The following is an 18089-nucleotide window of genomic DNA, read 5'->3' on the forward strand; positions in this document are numbered from 1 at the left end:
CGACGGCCTAACGAAGTGCACTACGGTTATGAAAAGCCAGCCCTGGCAGCGTAGAAGAAACCACTAATTCCGCTGTCCGAAATCCCCGCGGCAGCTCACGCACGTGCCCGCCGTCCCGAACTTTGACGATCAGCGCGTCCAGATAGATCACCGGGTAGAGCGCCTCCAGCGGGCGGCGCTGCCATTCCAGGACCGCGTCAAGGACCGCGTCGGTGATCTTCGAGATCGTCTCGTGGGACAGTTCGGTGCCGATCGTTGAGACCAAGTGGTGCTGGATATCGCGCACCGTCATCCCGCCGGCATAAAGCGAGATGATCATGTCATCCAGGCCGCCGAGGCGCCGCTCACCCTTGGGCACCAAACGGGGAGTGAAGCTCCCGTCCCGGTCCCGCGGGATGTCCAACTCCAGATCGCCGACCTCGGCCGCGACCGTCTTCGCTGACGTTCCATTTCGCGAATTCGCATAGAACCTAGCTTCGGGGTCGCCCTTGTCATAGCCGAGGTGCTCGGTCAGCTCGGCCTGCAACCNGTTCGTTCTGTCATGACCATTAGTGTCACTCCTTCAAATAGATCCGCAACCCCTTACACAGACCATCTGACACCCTCCAGCCCGGGCGTGATCTCGACCCCGATGGGGCAGCAGGAACTCAACGGCGAACACGGCGACATCATGCGCGCGATGATCGAGTCCTCCGGAACGGGACGCATCGGCACACCGACCGACATCGCCGAATTCAACGAAGGATTCACACCCTCGACGGACTATCGCGTCGACAGACTGGGGGTGCAGGGCGGCGACCACGGCGCAAAATACATCGAGGGAGCGGCGTACTGCCCCGGAACACCCCAGCCGCTTCGCGATGCCACGAAGGACCAATTAAGCGGCCTCCTCGACAAAGAGACCTACTATGTGCGAATCAAGGAGCGCAAGGCTTTTCAACTGCATGCGAAGGAGAAGCCTGACGCGCGCGGACGCACGGTATTGCGGTGCCCGGCGCTTGGGCCATGCCCCAGTGTGACATGCCCCCTACGGGAGCTGTTGAACACTCAGACTGTGGTGGACAAGGAGCGTCCGGCGGTTGACCCGGACGATGTGCCCGACTTTCCTGACAAAATTTGCCGCCAGCACTCCGTGTCTTTCGAGGTAGCGAAGATGCGGCGCCAACAACAGGCCTTCGACTACGGCACCAAAGAATGGGACGAATTCCACACCCACTCGCGCAACAGCATCGAGTCCCTCAACGCCCAAGTCAAAGCCGGCGGAACAGAAGATATTGAATCGGCCGGTCGTCGTCGACTCCGTGGATTCGGAGCCGCCCAAATCATCGTCACCCTGCTGCTGACTAACTTCAACATACGCAAAATTGCGGCGTTCATGAGTGACAAAATCAAGGAAGACGCCAAGCGAAACGCTCTCGGTGAACCCACGGTCGCCATCATTCGACGTCGCGACCGCGAGTGGCGAAACCCGTACACCGACACCTATCCGCCCGGCGTCGCGCGACCGGAGAAAGGAAAGAGCGGTGCGCTGACCGATGAAACCGGCGGGCCACCTCTCCGCCAGTAACAGCGTACGCAGCGCGAACAACACCGCCCGATAGGGCAAGCATCCCGCACTTCAGAACAATCCAACGAGCCACGAAACGGAAAGAACCTTCAGCTCGTCGGCTTCGCCCACCGAATCGCCATCACAACCCCACGCGCACACCGCTTAAACCAGAAATCGCTCCTGAGAATCCTCAGGAGCGATTTCTTTTTGTTCCAACCAGACCGTTTCGCGAACAGTTTCGCGAACGGCCCTTTGGTCGGGCTGACAGGATTCGAACCTGCGACCCCTTGAAGTAATTGATATGGTTACACCTGTTCACGCTGAGTCTCGCATGACAGCTAAACACCTGATCAAGTTGTCTTAAAATGTCATTTTCTAGAAATTAGACCTACGAAAAATAACACTTGATTTGATTTTCATCCTGACTAAATCCTGACTGACACACACTCTGATCGTTCCCGTCACTTCACAAGATGGATTTTAAGCGCATGGGATCGAGCATTAAAGGAGTTGCGCCCGGCGAGCGCCAAAAGCCCACACAGAGGCACACAGGGCCGCGCAGAGGCTCACTGTGTCCCTGCTGCTTATCCAAATGCCTCTATGATTCCATTGAGTTGTTGGGGTATGGCGGCATTCAGTGCGTCCACCCCAGTGGAGTGTGAGCCGATAGCCTGAGCGAATGGACTGGGGAATCACGCTTGCCGTCATCGGCCTTGGCGTAGCAATCACATCAATTTTGTACGCGCGATCAACGTACTTCCGACAGTTCCCAAAAAGATCCTTGGTTTACGGGCTGTCCGTCTCACGTCTAATGAACCTGCACGACGACAAGCTGATTATCACCTATGACGGCAGGGTCGTGGAACAGCCCTACATTGCAACCTTCACTTTGAGATCGCAGAGTCGTGCAGATATTCCCAGCATCATGTTCGACGCACAGAGGAGCCTGTCATTTGATTTTACGGACGAGATTGTAGGTGTCGCGAAAGAACAGCGAAGCAGGTTTCGAGGAGAGCTGGCAGGAACAAAACTAGTGTTCCCTCCACAGCTTCTTCGAAAGAATGATCAGTTCAAAATTGATCTCATCTTCGATGGTTCACCCCCGAGTCTTCTGGTTGCCAATCCTTTGATCGACGTGGCGGTGCATGAACTATCAGGACGCAACAAGCTCACGAAGGGAGAACGTCAACTCGCAGATTTAAAGGAAATGAATGTCACAATGAGTGTGGGCATGTTGCTTCTCTTAGCCTCGATACTGATCCTAAGTTTTAGATCCGGAATGTGAATTGGGAATTTTCCTATTAGATTTTAAGCGCACGGGATCGAGCATTATGAGAGTTGCACCCGGCGAGCGCCAAAGCGCCTCAGACGGGCGCACAGGGCCACTGAGCAGTCTCGCTAAGCTCGGCTCACAATGTCATTCATCCATGTTCCGTATTCGCCTGCACCTGCTCATGAGTGCAGCCCACCGAATCCATACCTAGATTTACCTCTGTATGAAGACGTGGAGAAATTGAAACTCGGCACGGTCTGGAAATGCACCTGTGGCCGCTGCTGGGGTCTCACCAAGCGCTTCTATTTCTTCAGACGACCTCTGGTGTGGTTACCGGCATTGGCTTCTGGCTCTGCTCCGTCTGGATGGGTCGCTAGTCCACCTGTCAGCAAGTGGGTAGTGCTCGGCCTGTGTCTCCTCGCTGCATCACCGTTCATCGTTTTGGTGACCATCGTGAATGCCGTCTACAACACCTGAGCCGATTGAATGCAGAAAATGTCAGACCTCCGTTTCGAACGAATTGCATGCTGAATAAGTGTGAGTAGTGTTTCCGACCGGAGCACAACGACTCCTTTACAGAATTACATCGAATGATTTGGGGATAGCGAATATGCAGTCACAAGCACTGATCGAGAGATTCAACGCAACGCTTCCAGAGCAAGAACGAACGCTGGAGCAAGCTGCTCGCAATGTAAAACTGGGGTTGGAACGGGACTCCGAGATCTACAAGGCATTCACCCAACTTCATTTCTTCACTCTGACTGTGGATTTCGACATGCGCGTAATGCTGCGTGCACTCCTAGTTGATCCTCAGAATCGTTTGACTGCTGAAAAGTTTCTCGCGCTCACCCTTGAGGAAGCGGAGGGAGCGGTCGGGCGCATGATTGGAACCTTGATCAAGAACATGCGCACCCTGCCGGATGACTCAGGTGCAGGTCTCTTTGACCACGACAAGATAAATGACGCCGTCCGTGAGTTCAAAGCGAACATGGCAGAGATGCGTGACAGTGTTGAGTTCAACAAAACCCTGAGATTGATTCGAAATACAGTCTCTGGTCACATCGTCGGAGATGATACGGGAGTGCAAAACAGCGTTATCTGGGTTCTGACGCGTGAAGGAGTCGCCCGCACGACTGAAGGTGTGTTGAAAAGTCAGATCGTTTACTTTGCGGTCTCGGTCTTAACGGCACTGGACACACTCTCTCGGGGGTTGCAGTTGTCCCTGGTGAAAGCCTGACTGCTGCGTGAACAAGAATCGCCCCAGCCTTTGAGAAGTGGCTGGGGCGATTCTGTTCGGGCGTTAGCTGCCTACGATCACATGTGGATGGGTACAGCCCGGTAGAGCGTGGCGCGTGAGATATTCATGCTCTTTGCCACAGATACGCGACTCTTACCGGATGCTAAGAGCGTCGTTGCATCGGCGATCTGCTCAGCGGTCAGTTTGGGGGTGCGACCTATCTGCTTGCCACGTGCACGGGCTGCCTCACGTGCGACTTCTGCACGCTCAATGATGAGTGCTCGCTCATACTCAGCGAGAGAGGCGAAGATACCCGCAATCATTCGACCTGTCGGGGTAGAAAGGTCGATCCCCTCACGGAGGGTGCGGAGCTTGACACCCTTGTTGACAAGGAATTCAAGAAGCTTGACCATCTCAGACAGAGACCGCCCCAGTCTGTCGAGAGCTACGACAACAAGAGTGTCATCCTTGCGGAGGTTCCTCTTCAGTTGGTCGAGTCCATCCCTGTCCCATTTCGCTCCTGAGATCACATCACCGTAGATGTTCTCAGCGGGGACACCTGCTGCAATGAGTGCATCGATCTGCTGGTCCGTGGATTGCTTTTTCGTTGAAACTCGGATGTACCCGAAGACTGTGGTGTTGCTCGTGTTTGCCATAGGTCAAGTGTTGCATAAGTCGGCGCACTAAAACAAGTGAAACAGTCTTGTTTCGTACATATTTTTGAAACAGATTTGAGGTCACATGCAGCCCGTTCTCGGTCACTTCCCGAAGTGTCGCTTTTCCAAGCTAATGAGACAGTCCTCAGACGGTACGAAAAGAGCCTCCCTGCGGGTTTTGGAGGCTCAGAAGCAAATCTACAAAATCAGGTGAAGCTGTGCGAGAAACGGACAACGAGAAAACTCACCATGGAACTCGACGGTCATCCCCAAGAGACAATTCTCATCTCGGCACCATCAGCTTCGCAAGCTCGGGCGACTGAGCCGACATTCGCTAGGTAGTCTGTGTCGTCAACAATCAGCCAGAACATTCCCTGCTCTGGAATCTCGTCCATGAGCCTTTGTAACCGAGTTGCCACGTCACCTGAAGCTAGGAGATAAGCCGAATCAATCCTTTCGAGCATGCCGTCGGTCGCTTCGACCGCTGTCATGTCGGTTGGAGGATTGACTATCACCTCAGCAAGATCTACAGATACCTCACCAAACGAAGCGCATGCTTCCTGATTGGCGGAGACTTCTACTGTTGGAGTTGGTGTCGGTTCACGGACCGCCTCCGGCTCCGGTTCCGACGCGCATCCCGCTAGTAAAAGAACGGCTACTGCGCAAAACACAAATCTTCTCACGATTCCCCCATCATCGCTCTGAGGCTAACGTGCAATCGCCGTTGGAACTAACTGGCCTCTAATCGTTCTGCTGCCTGTGCTGCTGCCTCTGCCTTTTCGTAGGCTGCAAGCTTGCGGAGTCTCTTCAGCACCTCTAAGAGGCAGTGCCCGTCTGTGAACACCAAACTGTCGGCGGGATCAGCAAACACCTTTTTCGAGCGTTTCTGAAGACTGAAATATAGAGTCTTGTTGTCAAGCTCCGCTTCAGTGCGGCTGCGATCTACTTGGTTCGAAACTTCCCATTTCAGGTCGGTGCGAGCGTTCAGGAGCACATCAATGCCGCTACCGCCGCTACCCAATCCCCACACCATTCCCTGCTCGAAATCATCGGGCAGGTTCTTGATCTTAAGGAGGTAGGGCCGGGGGGTGATGAATTTCTGCATCTCCAACTCTTCACCCAGCCACTCAGCAACGGCGGCTCTCCAGAGTATTGATCTTGCTCGGTTGTCATTCATTCTCTAGAAGCCCCCGAAATATTTTGTTGAGATCTGCCCACTTTTGGGAGAGCCGAATTCCTTCTGTACGGCTTGCAGGGCAATCGCTCTGACCTCTTCGTCGGGGATCTTCCAAGCAGCTACTCGGCGGCGCTCACGCTCTGCAATGTGCTCCAGTGAACCGGGGATCAAAACAGACTCTGAGGCTGGGAATTCACCCCGGCCAATCATGACGCGGCCCCATCTCTTGATCTGTGCCTCTGGGTCGTCAATGGAGTCTAGAAAGCTGTCTCCATTGCGATCCTGGTTCTCAAGAATGCTCTCCGCTGTGAGAACAACATTCTGAGATCTGATCAGGACAGCGCCACGGGTAATACCCCCAGAGGAGATGCTGACCGTCAGTCCGGACTGGAGACAGTGGAACGTGTCTCCAGCTTTCATCGGCGCGAGGTTGTTTGGCTTGTTCTCGGTCATGTCATTTTCTCTTTCGTGGGAAGTCTGCACGTGCGGTCACATCTGCTGGTACCCGGCCAATGGCAAAGTGAACCTTTCCGAATCGGGCGAGCTGTGCGGATTCATCCCCTGCCAGCTCCAGCCACGAATGATTCTCTGAGTCCCAGCTACCGGCGATCATTTCGGCAGTCACTACAACTTCGTCACCAACTTCAGCAACAAACCCAGCTCCGGGGAATGTCTGGACTGTGTACCCACTTTCGAGAAAATGAATGTAATCTCCGGGCTGCACTGGGAGCACGGGTAATTCTGTTGAATCAGCCATTTCTAACCTTCTATCGTGATGTTGTTCTTGAATTGGACCTGTCGAAGTATTACTGCGAAATCTGGAGATGTCTTCTCAACCTCTGAAATTAAGAGTGATGCGTGCTCAGGGTGAGTCTCAATGAAACCCGCTATGCCCCTATAGAGCCTCTTCGATTCTTGGAGTAGTTCGATTGTCTCCATAGAATCGATCCCGTAGCGGTCAGACAGGCTCTCTAAAGCCTTACGTTCGGTCTCTGCGGCCTTTAGAGCGGTCAAGGGTGATCCTGTGGCTAAAGCGTTACGGCGAGCGCTTAGAGCGTCATCTGCGATATTTTGGATTCTGCCTAATATCGATGCGGTGTCGAGCGTGTCTGAACCTCTGAGTGAATCCCGGATAGCTGGAGCGAGATGTGCAGCTATATGGCGATAAAGGGAAGAGGGGCTAATGCTGTACCGTGTCGAAACTCCCGATACTCCCGCACCCTCTGAGAGCATTTTCTCGATTTGGCGGCGCTCGCCGGATGAACATACCCGGCAAGGGCGGCCCACTGCATTTCTTGCACTCAGGCTTACACTCATGCTCTATACCATCGACCGTTTTAGTGCGGAGGCCATTCGCACTATTCGAAATGCACCTTGTGGGCGGTTGGTGCTACCGGATGTCCTGCATTTTGCTGTCGTCTCAGGTTCGAGATTGTGGACTCACTGCACCCCAGCAACAGAGCCGCCTGAGCCTTCGACAGCCCCTGTGTGCGGTGTAGATCGTCCTGTGTGTACTTGGGCGGTCGCTTGCTGGTCAAGCCGCCCTTGCGGCCCTCAGCGCGTTTCTTGGGAATGTAACTCTCATCCCAGTAATCAAGGACTGCCAGCGCTGCATTATTGGCTATGCGCTCCGCGTTGCTGTAGGTAATCCCGGTAGGATCTTCCAGCCCATCCGTGTCTAGGTCCGGATGAATGTGCTTGGATCCCTTTTCATGAATGATTTCTAGAAACTGAGTAGATAGATCTTCAAGTGATGGGATTTCATGTCCAATTTCTGAGTGGAATCTAGAATTCAATTCTTTTAGACCCTCCCTGAGGAGGTATCTGTAGATCTGTTTGTTGAAATCAACATGTGGTCTAGGAAAAGGAAATCTAAAGCCTTGTTGTCTATGGGGGAAGTCTAGGTTAGTTTGTATACCCTCAGGGGTATAGTTTTTAGACTTGGTGGTGTTACCGCCTTGCCTAACGTCTAGGTTAGTTTGTACCCCTTGGGAAAGTTCGGCTGATGGAGTGTGTACAGGACTTACCTGCACAACAGGAATGAAGTTTGATAGAGTGACCATGAAGTAAACCTCACCCGTTACCGGACGTGCGAAAGTCGGTAACGGGTTCTTCGTTTGTAGGAGCTGCCACACAGGAGCGGATGCTCAACCGTGGATCTGTGCTCTACTGGACCTCGGACTAGATAACTGTCTAAGTGGTCGTAATTCCCGTGCGAGGAATTCTCCTAAACGATATCTGTTATTGGCTTCACTTTGGAGCTAACTCGAAATACCGCGTTCTCTCCCTGAGCTTGAGTCGCTAAGCGCTGATGTGCGGCCCCATGCTGGTCCCTGCCAACTGGTGGCGCTGGTGCGCTCGCCGTGGCCTCATGTGTGGGAGCGCTCGCCATCCTGAAGCCAGCTCTCGACGGTTGCACGACGATACCGAACCAGACCGCCAGTCTTGATGAAGGCGGGGCCGCTCCCTCGGTAGCGCATCTGTGCCAGCGCCGCTGTTGTGCGCCCGAGTAATTCGGCTACCTCGGCGGGGCGCATGATGGGCTTGTCGGTGGCCTGTGCAACTGTTGTCTGCTGTCTCATATTTTTGTTATACGGATGACTTTGACGTTATGAAAGGCGATCACTCGTGAAGGCTTGGATCGATGACCGGTGGAGAATCAAAGGCAACTTGCCGTCACCGAGCGACGGTAAAGGTTTACGGTGGCGAGTCGTCTGGATGGATCCGAATACTCGACTGGAAAAGTCGAAGAGCTTCAAAAAAAGGGCTGGAGCTGGGGGAGCTGAGGAGTTCAGCACCAAGGTTGAGAATGACATGCGGGCTGGTGTTTACCTTGCCCCAGAGCACGGACAAAAGACGTTCGACGTTCTCTCTCGCGCCTATCTAGACTCCAAGGTTCGGATCAAAGGTAGTACCAGAGATCGAGCTGAACGTGAACTCAAGACGTGGATTCTCCCTCAGTGGGGCACTCGACCGATAGGCGAAATCAAGCGACTTGAGGTTGAGGAGTGGGTAGGGATGCTACTCAACGGGACCGCTCCTCACCGGTACCGGGATGGTTCCGAAAAAGTCGCTGGTGCACTCGCTGCGAACTCGATAAAGCATTTGATCACGTTTGTCTCTGGAGCCTTTCAGTATGCGATGGGACATGACTACATTCTGAAGAATCCCGCGAGTGGTGTGGAGCTGCCCAAGCCCGTGGAAAAGTCCAAGGTGTACTTGGGTTTCAAGGAGGTGGAAGACCTTGCTGATGCCGTCTACAACGTGGATGAGAACGGGAGTGACAGAGCACTCGTGCTGTTCCTGGCCTACACGGGAGCGAGAATTGGGGAGGCGCTCGCGTTGACAGTAGGAAGCGTGAACGTTGATACGCGGCGAGCGCTGATTTCTCAGACGTGGACCACCGAAAATGGGCGTGCTGTGTTTGGCACACCCAAAACGGGCAAGTCTCGAACGGTCCCTCTGCACGATTTTCTTATTGACGCTTTGAAGCCTCTGATAGTTGACCAACCAGACGATGCCTACCTGTTTCGGGCACCTCGGGGTGGACCCCTCGACCCGAATAACTGGCGCACTCGTGTGTGGACTAAAGCACTCGATGGAACCGACTTCAAGAAGCGCGACATTACCCCGCACAGTCTCAGGCACACGGCGGCGAGCATGGCGATCAGCGCGGGTGCAGATGTGAAGGTCGTTCAGACCATGCTGGGGCACGCGAGCGCTACGGAGACGCTGGACACCTATGGGCACCTATGGCCTGACAAACTCGATGAAGTTACAGATGCTGTGGGGGACAAGCGCACTCGGGCACTGAGTCAGTTTGGATCCTGACCAGCGGTGCGTTTGTGGTCATCCTGACCAAATCCTGACTGATCCAGAAACAACAAAGCCCCGGACCACGCTACTTCCGCGTGATTCCGGGGCTAAATGTCGGGCTGACAGGATTCGAACCTGCGACCCCTTGACCCCCAGTCAAGTGCGCTACCAAGCTGCGCCACAGCCCGCCGCTTCCACAACACGATTTCAACGATCAAAACCTGCGGAAGACAACTGTAAGAGCTTACCGCTTTCTGAGAGCGCCCAAGAACACATGGGGCGACGGCTGGGAAGCACGTGGTGCCGTCGCGGTTTGTCGGCTTGCCGGTTTTCATTTCGTAGACGTACCGCTGGCTGGCTCTCAAATCGGCAGCCAGTTCGCGCTGGGTGCGGCCTTGGAGTAGGCGGCCTTGCTACGAAAATGTAGTCATGACGGATGCGGGTTCACCTCGTGCACAACCAAGCTGCTCGCTAGGCTGAACGGCATCATGCACATTCGAGAGATCGGGCTGTCGCCCCTCAAAGGTGGTCGCCACCAGCCACGTGAGACCGTTTCGCTCGCGGTCGACGGTCCCATCGGTGACCGCGAATTCGCCGTCGTCGATCGAAACACCGGCACCATTCTAAAGACGGTTGAGCATCCGCTTCTGGTGAGGTGCGAGGCTCGCTGGGCTGACGGCGTGCTAGCCGTCGCGTTTGATAGCCGCCGAGTTGCGGCGGAACCCGAAATGACGGACGAGTATCTCGACCTGGACTACTGGGGTCGATCCACCGCCATGCAGGTGATCGAGGGGCCGTGGGCCACTGAATTCTCCCGGCTGCTGGGGCGCAGCGTCACCCTCGCGCGGAGCGCTGTCACGGGATCCGTGGTGTACGGCGACTCCGTCACGATCACCACGTCGAGTTCCCTGGCCCGGTTGGCCGGCGAATCGCAAACAGTGGTCGATACGCGCCGATTCCGCGGCACTTTCACCATTGACACCGGCGACGCCGACGCGCACGTGGAAGACTCCTGGGCTGGCCACGAACTCGAGCTCGGGGGAGTGCGAATCCTCGTGAAAGGCGGCATTCCCCGGTGCGCGGTCATCGACATTGACCCCGACACCGGCGCTCGCGGCACCCACCTGTTGAAAACACTCGCCAACTACCGGCTGCAGGCGAGCGACATCATGTTTGGCGTTTATGCCGAGGTGATCCGTCCGGGAACCGTGTCGGTCGGCGACCACGTGCGGGTCGTACCACCCCACTGAGCAGACCCGCTGGTCAGGTCCTTGCGACGCCGGGAGACTGTCGGCCCCAGCCTCCGGTTGACTTCCGGAGGCTGGTCAGGGCGGGCGTGGCTCAGCGTTGGATTTCTGCGTCCGGACGCAGCCGGATCAGCCGCTGCGGGCCATCCTCTTTCAGCTCGGCCAGGTCGCTGCGCGACGAGAGAAAATCGGTGAAGGAGCGAAAGCCGAGCGGCTTCTCGTTGAAGGACGGGTCCATGCGGCGCATCTGGTTCTTGACGGTGCCCGTGTTGAGCCATTCGTCGTCGTCGCCCTTGGCATGACCGATCTGCAGCGCACGCACGAGGAGTTCCGTGGCCAGGGTCTGCGGGTCGATGTCTTCGGCTTCGGGCTCGTCGAATTGTGCGTCATCGGTGTGCGAGAACATGGGAATCGTGGTGAACTTGCGGGCCGCGATGGGGGCCGGGTCGGGTGCAATTTCGGCGGGTTCGGGCGCCCGCCTGCTGGACTTGGGCCTCTCCACAACTGTCGCGGTGGCTTTGCCGATTCCGGGCAGCGAGTCGTAGTCTTCAAACTCGTCGCACGCCGCCGCCAGCGAGGTGCTCGTCGAGCCCGCGACGCCGATGCCCACCACGAAGCGACCCAGCCGCTTCGACTTCTGGGCGAGCGCGATGTAGTCGGAATCGCCGGCGATGATGATCACATGGGTCAGATCGGGCAGCCGAAAGAGGTCTTCAACCACATCCACGGCCAAACGGATGTCCGCACCGTTCTTGGTTCCGCGGGTGGTCGTGGTGAACAGCTGGGTCAGGTCCACCGCTCGGGACATGAGCTGGCGCTGGTAGCTTGCATTGACCGGAACCGACCAGTCGGCGTAGGCACGATTGACGACCAAAGTTCCGAAGGACGCCGCAAAGTCGATGATGGCGTTGAAGTCAACGGTCGCGGCGGCGAGCCGTGCGGCGATCTCGGGGTCGGCATCCGCTGAAGACTTGTTGAAATCGCGGATGCCGTCGCGCTGAAAGGCATTGCGCCCGTGCAGCTGCTGATAGCGCGAGATGACGATGTTGTCGAAGTCGATATAAAGGCCGACGCGGGCGTCGTTCGGTTCAGTGATGGTGAGCTCCTTAGCCACAGGCGGAAGACTCAGTTGCGATCCGGTAGGTATAGTCTGCGCTGCGCTGCGGGTAGGGGGCAACTCGGTGCGCGGTCAAGCAGTCGAGAGATACTGGAGGGATGGACGACAAAGATACCCTCGCTGATTTTTTGCGCTCGGCCAGGGCTCGGCTAACGCCCGCCGATGTCGGGCTTCCTATCAACCCGCTTGCGGCGGCCCGGCGAGTGCCCGGACTGCGCCGTGATGAAGTGGCTGGGCTCGCCGGCGTGAGCGTTGACTACTACGCGCGCATGGAACAGGGCCGGGTGACGCAGGCATCCGATGCGGTTGTCAATGCGCTCGCCGAGGTACTGCACCTGAATGAGGCGGAGCGCACCTATCTGTTCTCGCTGTTGTCGGCGTCGACCGGTGGACGTATACAGCAACGGCGGCGCTCCAACACGATTCGGCCGTCAGTGCGCACCATCATGGACTCGTTCCCCGCGCAGCCGGCGTTCGTGCTCGGCGTTGGCATGGACGTGCTGGCCATGAACGACCTCGCCAAGCTTTTGCTGAAGGACTTCACGCAGGGCGTGGGGCTCGGGCGCAGCATGGCCAGATGGACATTCCTCGACCCGGCGGCACGCACCCTGTACCTGGACTGGGACATTGTGGCCCGCGACGTGGCGGCCATGCTCCGCCACGACGCGCGATCTCACCCGAACGACCGGGCACTCAACGAGCTGATCGGCGAGTTGACCGTCAAGAGCGACGAATTTCGCGCCTCGTGGAGTCAACACCGGGTGTGGGAGTGCACGTTCGGAGTGAAGCGTTTCATGCACCCGATCGTTGGCCGGGTCGACGTGGACTACGAAACCTTCCCGGTTCCGGGCGAACCCGACCAACAACTCTTCGTCTACAGCACGCAACCCGGGTCCGCCTCGAACGACGCCCTGCGCATTTTGGCCTCGTGGCGTACCGATCAAACGGATGCCGCCGCGCTCAAGTCCCTTCGCTGACGCTTTTAGAACCCTCCGGGCATTCGCGGCAGGTACGGTGCCTCGAGACGGGTGCGCTCCTCGGCGCGGAGTTCCTTGATGACGGATGCCCCGGGCCGCGTTGAAATCTGCGGCCCGGGGCGGTTCGTGCCTGGGTTTTTTATCGACCGGCGAGGCTTATGCCGCGCCGGTCGGTGCGCCTACGCGTCGACGCGGGTCTCATTCGCAAACGTGGCAACGTCGATAACGAAACGGTAGCGCACGTCGCTGCGGATAACACGCTCGTATGCTTCGTTCACCTGATCGACCGAGATGATCTCAATGTCGGCGCCGATTCCGTGGGCGGCACAGAAGTCGAGCATTTCCTGGGTCTGGCGGATGCCACCGATCTTGGAGGCGGCGATGGAGCGACGCTGGGCGGCGAGCCAGAACATTTTCACGCTGTCGGGCTCGGTGGGGATTCCGACGTGCACGAGCGTGCCGTTGAGGGCGAGCAGCTTCAGGTAGCCCTCCAGGTCGAGGTTGGCCGCGACGGTGTTCACGATGAGGTCGAAGTGGTTCTCGAGCTCGGTGAAGGTGGTCGGGTCACTGGTGGCGTAGTAGTGATCTGCGCCGAAACGCAGGCCGTCTTCCTTCTTGCTCAGGGTCTGGCTGAGCACGGTGACCTCGGCGCCGAGCGCGTGGGCGATCTTCACGCCCATGTGTCCGAGGCCGCCCATGCCGAGGATGGCAACCTTCTTGCCGGGGCCGGCCTTCCAGTTCGTGAGGGGGGAGAACAGCGTGATGCCGGCGCAGAGCAGGGGAGCGGCCTCGGAGAGCTCGATGCCGTCTGGGATGCCGAGCACGTAGTTCTCGTCGACGACGATCGCGGTGCTGTAGCCACCGTTGGTGGGGGTGCCGTCGTGGTTGCGGTCGTTGTACGTGCCGACCTCGCCCTTCAGGCAGTACTGCTCTTCGCCGGCGAGGCAGTTGGCGCACTCGCGGCAGGAGTCAACGAAGCAGCCAACGCCGACGCGGTCGCCCACCTGGTATCGGGTGACGCCGCTGCCGATGGCCGAGACGATGCCGGCGATCTCGTGGCCGGGAACCATCGGGAACAGCCCGGTATCCCATTCGTCGCGTGCCTGGTGGATGTCGGAGTGGCAGATGCCGGCGAACTTGATGTCGATCGCGACGTCGTGAGCGCCGGGGGTGCGCAACTCGATGGTGGTGCGAGCGAGGGGCGCGTTGGCCGCGGGAGCGGCGAGGGCAGGAACGGTGGTCGTCATAGAAAAGTTCTTTCGGTACCGGTGGTGGAATGCGGGGGAACCCCGTGCCGTGGCACGTGTCGGCGGTGACATCCGCTCGTAAAACATTACGCCGCTCCACCGACACCGTCGAGGCCGCAGCATGGCACTGTCTGACCTACCCAGGGCATCCGCTTTCGCGACGCCTTCACCGTGCACCGGCCGGGAGTAGCAGGACCAGTCGTCGATCACGCGAGTGCTTGAGCAGGTTGCGGAGACCCTTGGCGCGATCGAGGTGCTGCCGTACAGCCCGCTGCCGCAGAAGGACTTCAGGCGTCCCGTTCTCGAAACGACCCCCGCTGATCTGGTCGGACCGATCGTAAACGACCGCGGCACGTGTTTGAGACGCCGGCAGGTGTTCACACCAGTGCCAACTTCTCAAACACGTGCCACGCGACGGCCGTCAGCTATTCGGCCAGCAGCGTCCAGTTGCCGTCGGCGCTGACGACGATGGCCGATGGGCCGGAGCTAAGCGGCACGGTTCCCGAGTAGGGCCCGATCTCGTTCACGAGCAGCCCCATGCTGAAGAGCTCGTCGGTTTCCTCGATGATGGCAAAGTTGCTCGAGCCGTCGTGGGTCGCCGTGAGCTTGCCGGCTGAGCCGTCGTAGAGAAACACGCCGTCGCCGGCACCGGATGCCGCGAGCACGGGTGCCGCAGAGATCGGCGCGATGGTCAGACTCCAGTTGCCATCGGCGGTGATCTGCAGCGTCGCGTCCTCACCGAAGGAACTGAAGCCGTACTCGGTCGTGCCGTTGTAGGCACCAATCGTGTTCACGAGCAGTTGCCCAGTGGATGCATTCGCAGCGTCGAGAACGGAAATCGAGAAATTGCTGCTCCCGTCGTGGGTCGCGGTGACGATCCCCGCGGTGGCACCGGCGGGCAGGGTGACGAGGTTATCGCCGAAGCCGGTCTGCGAGACGACCTCGAACGTGCCGAAGGCGTCGTCGGCCCAGGACTGCACGGTGTCGACGGGCGCCGCTTCAACGACCGGCTCCTCCAGAACCACCGGCTCGTCAACGACCGGCGCGTCCGCCGCATCGGCGACTGCGGCGGCCGGCGCCACAGCGGCCGGACTCTCACTCGGCCCATTACCCGCGTTGATACCGGACACGATCATCGACAGCACGGTCACCGCGCCGGTGACAATCCAGGCGACCTTCTTGAACTGGCCGTAGCCGGCGAGTGTGAGGCCGTGTTTGTCGCGCTGGGCACCGACCAGCACGAGAATGAGGTCGACGAGCCACCAGATCCCCAACCCGCCGAAGGTCACCAGCTTCAAGAGGCCGGTACCGATCTTGCCGAGGTAGAAACGGTCAACGGCGAAGATGCCGAGCAGCCAAGAAAACAGCCAGGTGGCCATAAACGATTTCTGCGAGATCGGCGGGTTGGGCATGGTGACCGCCTGAATCGGGGGTGCGGGAAGCAGAAATTGTTCCTGCTGGGTGGTCGGTACGCCGGTCGGAACGGGGCGCTGGCTGGTAGTCATTCTGACGTCCTTTGCTGGTGATGGTGCGTGAAACTGCGTGAAGTGGGGGTGAAGCTACGAGGGGCAAGTGAGGAGCGGCCATTCCCCCCAATGACAACGGCCGATCCTCACCTGCTGGTGCCAGCCGACTGCGGCGGGCACAGGAACAAGTTATTGCAGCGCCACGTTCTTGGCGCACAGAACACCGATAACAGGGGTTATCAACAAATCAACTTAAACGCCACGAATTTGCCCTAACCTGAACCCACGAGAAGGGAACGCAATGACCGACACCGCACTGCTGATGACCATGTCCGACATCGCCGGCCTCGCCCACGTGCAACGCCCGGTCGTCTCCGTCTGGCGCAGCCGCTCCGCAGCCACCAACACACCCTTCCCCACGCCGGTCAGCCGACAGCGCGGCGTCGACCTCTTCAACGCCGACCAGGTGGGCAGCTGGCTCAGCGCAACCGGCCGCGGCAACAACCGTGACGCCGCAGCGGATGCCGCTGCCTACGCTGTACCCGACGCGCACGACGAACAAACCTTCCGTGGCGTCACCGCCCTGCTCACCCTGCGCGCGGCGTGCGATCACGCGCTCAGTACCCTTACCGAAGCCGAGCTGGTCGACCTGGCCGACGAGCACGACCCCGACGACGACCTGCTGCTCCGCGAGATCGAAGCCCTCGGCGATACCCTGCCCACCCTGGCCGCCTACGTCGACGCCCTGGTCGAGGCTGCTTTCGGCCCAACGCCCGCCTTCGAACGGATGCTCACCGACCGGTTCAAGCGCAACCTCGCCGACGAGGGCGACCTGTCCCTCAGCCGTGAAGCCCTTGACCTCATGGCCGAGACCGTCACCGCGCTGCGACTCACTCAGCCCGCTGATTCCGTGCTCGTCGACCCCACGGGTAGCGCGAGCGACCTGCTCATCGCCATCCACCAGGGCGAGGTGCCGGTGATGACAGCGAACGTCGACAGCCCCACCGCCCGGCTGCAGCGCCGCCGCCTAATGGTGCACGGAATCGTGCGCACCGAGCTGCAGGTTCTGCCGTCCGGCGCCTTCAGCGTGACCGGCGCCGCCGTGCACGTGGCGCAATACCCCTCGGCCGCCCGGCCCACGATGACGCCGGTGCAGATTCTCTCTGATATCGAGCAGAGCGTGCTGCAGATGACCGATGAACAGCTGGCCGTGGTTCTGGCTCCGTCAGCGGTGCTCAGCGACACCGGCCTCAGCCGCGAAGCCGACGAGCTGCGCTCCTCTCTCTTGCGTTCCGGCCGAGTGCGCGCCATCGTGCGTCTGCCCGCCGGGCTGCTGACTGGCAAACCGCAGCAGTTGCAGGCGCTCTGGGTGCTCGGTGCCGCCCACGCCGAGGTCGCCCTCGCCGATCGCTACGCCATGGTCGCCGACCTCGTTGCGACGCCGCTCGGTGACGCCGCCATCGACGATCTCGTCAGCGACCTCGCCGCCTCGCTCGGCAGCCAGCGCATGGTGCGCGCCCACGCCTTTCGCTTTGCCCGACTCGTGCTCACCCGCAGCCTGCTCGCCAGTCGCCGCTCACTCGTGGCGGGGGTGAGCACCGTAATCCCGGCACGCGATCAGCCCGCCGCGGCACTCGCCGTGTCCATAGACCGGCTCGCGGCCAAGCTCGAGGCCGACGTGGTAGTCGAACCCGCGAGCGAAATAGCCTCGACCTCGACCGTGCAGGAGCTGCTGACGGCCGGGCACCTGCACTACATTCCGGGCAATCGCATCGCCGCCGAGGATGTCAGTGACGACGTGATAGAGGGCGCAGCGGAAGCCGCCGGCATCCGCTTGATCGGCCCGGCCGAAGTCGCAAACCCTTCACAGCTCGGCCACCGAAGCATCGACCGACTGAGGTTCGCGGCCGCGTACTCGTCTGGCCGCGTGACCGAGCCGGGCGACGTGGTGTTCGCCACCTCGCCCCGGCCGGCAGCGGTGGTCGACACGGAAGGTACCTCGGTCGTGCTCTTTCCGGCCCGCATTCTTCGCATCGAGCAGGCCGACCCGAATGGTCTGCTCGATGCGGTACTCGCCGCCGACATCCAGGCAATGCCGCCGGGTCACCGCCGATGGCGGGCCTGGCCGGTGCGCCAAGTGGCCCTGAACCAGCGGCAAGCGCTCGCCGACGCTCTCACATCGCTACGGTGGGAACAGAAGCAGGCGCTTGATCGGCTCGGGCAACTCGACGAGCTCACCGATTTGCTCATGGCAGGCGTCACCGCTGGCACCATCACCATCGCTTCCGAAGCACTCTCGAAAGGAACCACCTAGTGGCACCGAAGAC

18 protein-coding genes, 1 tRNA gene and 1 pseudogene are annotated in these 18089 nt (G+C 59.1%); 7 read left to right on the plus strand and 13 right to left on the minus strand.

Annotated elements, in window-relative coordinates; genetic code table 11:
* Nucleotides 1-37 precede the first annotated feature (37 nt).
* Nucleotides 38-526: pseudogene (locus tag E3T43_RS00910) on the minus strand (transposase); the annotation flags it as partial.
* 90 nt (nucleotides 527-616) lie between these two features.
* On the opposite strand from E3T43_RS00910, the gene E3T43_RS19010 reads away from it, so the two are divergent.
* From E3T43_RS19010 to E3T43_RS00925, 3 genes are all read left to right on the plus strand, one after another.
* Nucleotides 617-1567, plus strand: coding sequence for a hypothetical protein (locus tag E3T43_RS19010; protein WP_198414282.1), 951 nt, complete (start codon nucleotides 617-619; stop codon nucleotides 1565-1567).
* 661 nt (nucleotides 1568-2228) lie between these two features.
* Entirely contained in the window at nucleotides 2229-2834 is a 606-nt protein-coding gene (locus E3T43_RS00920) for a hypothetical protein (RefSeq protein ID WP_134470976.1), read from the plus strand.
* Nucleotides 2835-3432: 598 nt separating this feature from the next.
* On the plus strand, nucleotides 3433-4059 hold the full coding sequence (locus E3T43_RS00925) for a hypothetical protein (protein ID WP_134470977.1): 627 nt from the start codon (nucleotides 3433-3435) through the stop codon (nucleotides 4057-4059).
* A 77-nt stretch (nucleotides 4060-4136) separates the two neighbouring features.
* Here E3T43_RS00925 and E3T43_RS00930 read toward each other — a convergent pair whose 3' ends face one another.
* The 8 genes from E3T43_RS00930 to E3T43_RS00965 form a co-directional block, all read right to left on the minus strand.
* Complete coding sequence (locus E3T43_RS00930; RefSeq protein ID WP_134470978.1) at nucleotides 4137-4715, minus strand: recombinase family protein; 579 nt, start codon at nucleotides 4713-4715, stop codon at nucleotides 4137-4139.
* A 263-nt stretch (nucleotides 4716-4978) separates the two neighbouring features.
* Complete coding sequence (locus E3T43_RS00935) at nucleotides 4979-5398, minus strand: hypothetical protein (RefSeq protein ID WP_134470979.1); 420 nt, start codon at nucleotides 5396-5398, stop codon at nucleotides 4979-4981.
* Nucleotides 5399-5445: 47 nt separating this feature from the next.
* Nucleotides 5446-5892 carry a hypothetical protein gene (locus E3T43_RS00940; protein WP_134470980.1) on the minus strand — a complete coding sequence of 149 codons (447 nt, stop codon included), beginning with the start codon at nucleotides 5890-5892 and terminating at the stop codon, nucleotides 5446-5448.
* A gap of 3 nt (nucleotides 5893-5895) precedes the next feature.
* Nucleotides 5896-6345, minus strand: a complete 450-nt coding sequence (locus E3T43_RS00945) for a hypothetical protein (protein ID WP_134470981.1) — start codon at nucleotides 6343-6345, stop codon at nucleotides 5896-5898.
* Between the two features lies 1 nt (nucleotide 6346).
* Nucleotides 6347-6649: a hypothetical protein gene (locus E3T43_RS00950; protein ID WP_134470982.1), complete on the minus strand. Its 303-nt coding sequence runs from the start codon at nucleotides 6647-6649 to the stop codon at nucleotides 6347-6349.
* A 2-nt stretch (nucleotides 6650-6651) separates the two neighbouring features.
* A complete protein-coding gene (locus E3T43_RS00955) occupies nucleotides 6652-6906 on the minus strand; it encodes a hypothetical protein (protein ID WP_134470983.1) in 255 nt (84 codons plus the stop codon).
* Between the two features lie 344 nt (nucleotides 6907-7250).
* Nucleotides 7251-7955 carry a helix-turn-helix domain-containing protein gene (locus E3T43_RS00960; RefSeq protein ID WP_134470984.1) on the minus strand — a complete coding sequence of 235 codons (705 nt, stop codon included), beginning with the start codon at nucleotides 7953-7955 and terminating at the stop codon, nucleotides 7251-7253.
* A gap of 306 nt (nucleotides 7956-8261) precedes the next feature.
* Nucleotides 8262-8474, minus strand: a complete 213-nt coding sequence (locus tag E3T43_RS00965; protein ID WP_198414283.1) for an AlpA family transcriptional regulator — start codon at nucleotides 8472-8474, stop codon at nucleotides 8262-8264.
* 46 nt (nucleotides 8475-8520) lie between these two features.
* On the opposite strand from E3T43_RS00965, the gene E3T43_RS00970 reads away from it, so the two are divergent.
* A complete protein-coding gene (locus E3T43_RS00970) occupies nucleotides 8521-9723 on the plus strand; it encodes a site-specific integrase (RefSeq protein WP_134470985.1) in 1203 nt (400 codons plus the stop codon).
* 99 nt (nucleotides 9724-9822) lie between these two features.
* Here the strand turns inward: E3T43_RS00970 and E3T43_RS00975 are convergent.
* Nucleotides 9823-9896 (minus strand) — tRNA-Pro (locus E3T43_RS00975).
* A 300-nt stretch (nucleotides 9897-10196) separates the two neighbouring features.
* Between E3T43_RS00975 and E3T43_RS00980 the strand changes: the two genes are divergently transcribed.
* The gene (locus E3T43_RS00980; protein ID WP_134470986.1) at nucleotides 10197-10958 is read left to right on the plus strand and encodes an MOSC domain-containing protein; all 762 of its coding nucleotides are present in this window, start codon (nucleotides 10197-10199) and stop codon (nucleotides 10956-10958) included.
* A 91-nt stretch (nucleotides 10959-11049) separates the two neighbouring features.
* On the opposite strand, the gene E3T43_RS00985 is transcribed toward E3T43_RS00980, so the two are convergent.
* On the minus strand, nucleotides 11050-12069 hold the full coding sequence (locus E3T43_RS00985; RefSeq protein WP_241978753.1) for an NYN domain-containing protein: 1020 nt from the start codon (nucleotides 12067-12069) through the stop codon (nucleotides 11050-11052).
* 101 nt (nucleotides 12070-12170) lie between these two features.
* Here E3T43_RS00985 and E3T43_RS00990 point away from each other — a divergent pair, with 101 nt between their 5' ends.
* Nucleotides 12171-13049 carry a helix-turn-helix transcriptional regulator gene (locus tag E3T43_RS00990; protein ID WP_134470987.1) on the plus strand — a complete coding sequence of 293 codons (879 nt, stop codon included), beginning with the start codon at nucleotides 12171-12173 and terminating at the stop codon, nucleotides 13047-13049.
* Nucleotides 13050-13228: 179 nt separating this feature from the next.
* Here the strand turns inward: E3T43_RS00990 and E3T43_RS00995 are convergent, their stop codons facing one another.
* Together E3T43_RS00995 and E3T43_RS01005 are read right to left on the minus strand one after the other, a co-directional pair.
* Nucleotides 13229-14296 (minus strand): NAD(P)-dependent alcohol dehydrogenase, encoded by a 1068-nt coding sequence (locus E3T43_RS00995; protein WP_134470988.1) that lies wholly within the window; start codon nucleotides 14294-14296, stop codon nucleotides 13229-13231.
* 425 nt (nucleotides 14297-14721) lie between these two features.
* Nucleotides 14722-15801, minus strand: a complete 1080-nt coding sequence (locus tag E3T43_RS01005; protein WP_134470989.1) for a TM2 domain-containing protein — start codon at nucleotides 15799-15801, stop codon at nucleotides 14722-14724.
* A 262-nt stretch (nucleotides 15802-16063) separates the two neighbouring features.
* On the opposite strand from E3T43_RS01005, the gene E3T43_RS01010 reads away from it, so the two are divergent.
* The gene (locus E3T43_RS01010) at nucleotides 16064-18076 is read left to right on the plus strand and encodes a hypothetical protein (protein ID WP_134470990.1); all 2013 of its coding nucleotides are present in this window, start codon (nucleotides 16064-16066) and stop codon (nucleotides 18074-18076) included.
* Nucleotides 18077-18089: the final 13 nt, after the last annotated feature.

The organism is Cryobacterium sp. Hh7 (genome assembly GCF_004403155.1).
GTDB lineage: Bacteria > Actinomycetota > Actinomycetes > Actinomycetales > Microbacteriaceae > Cryobacterium > Cryobacterium levicorallinum.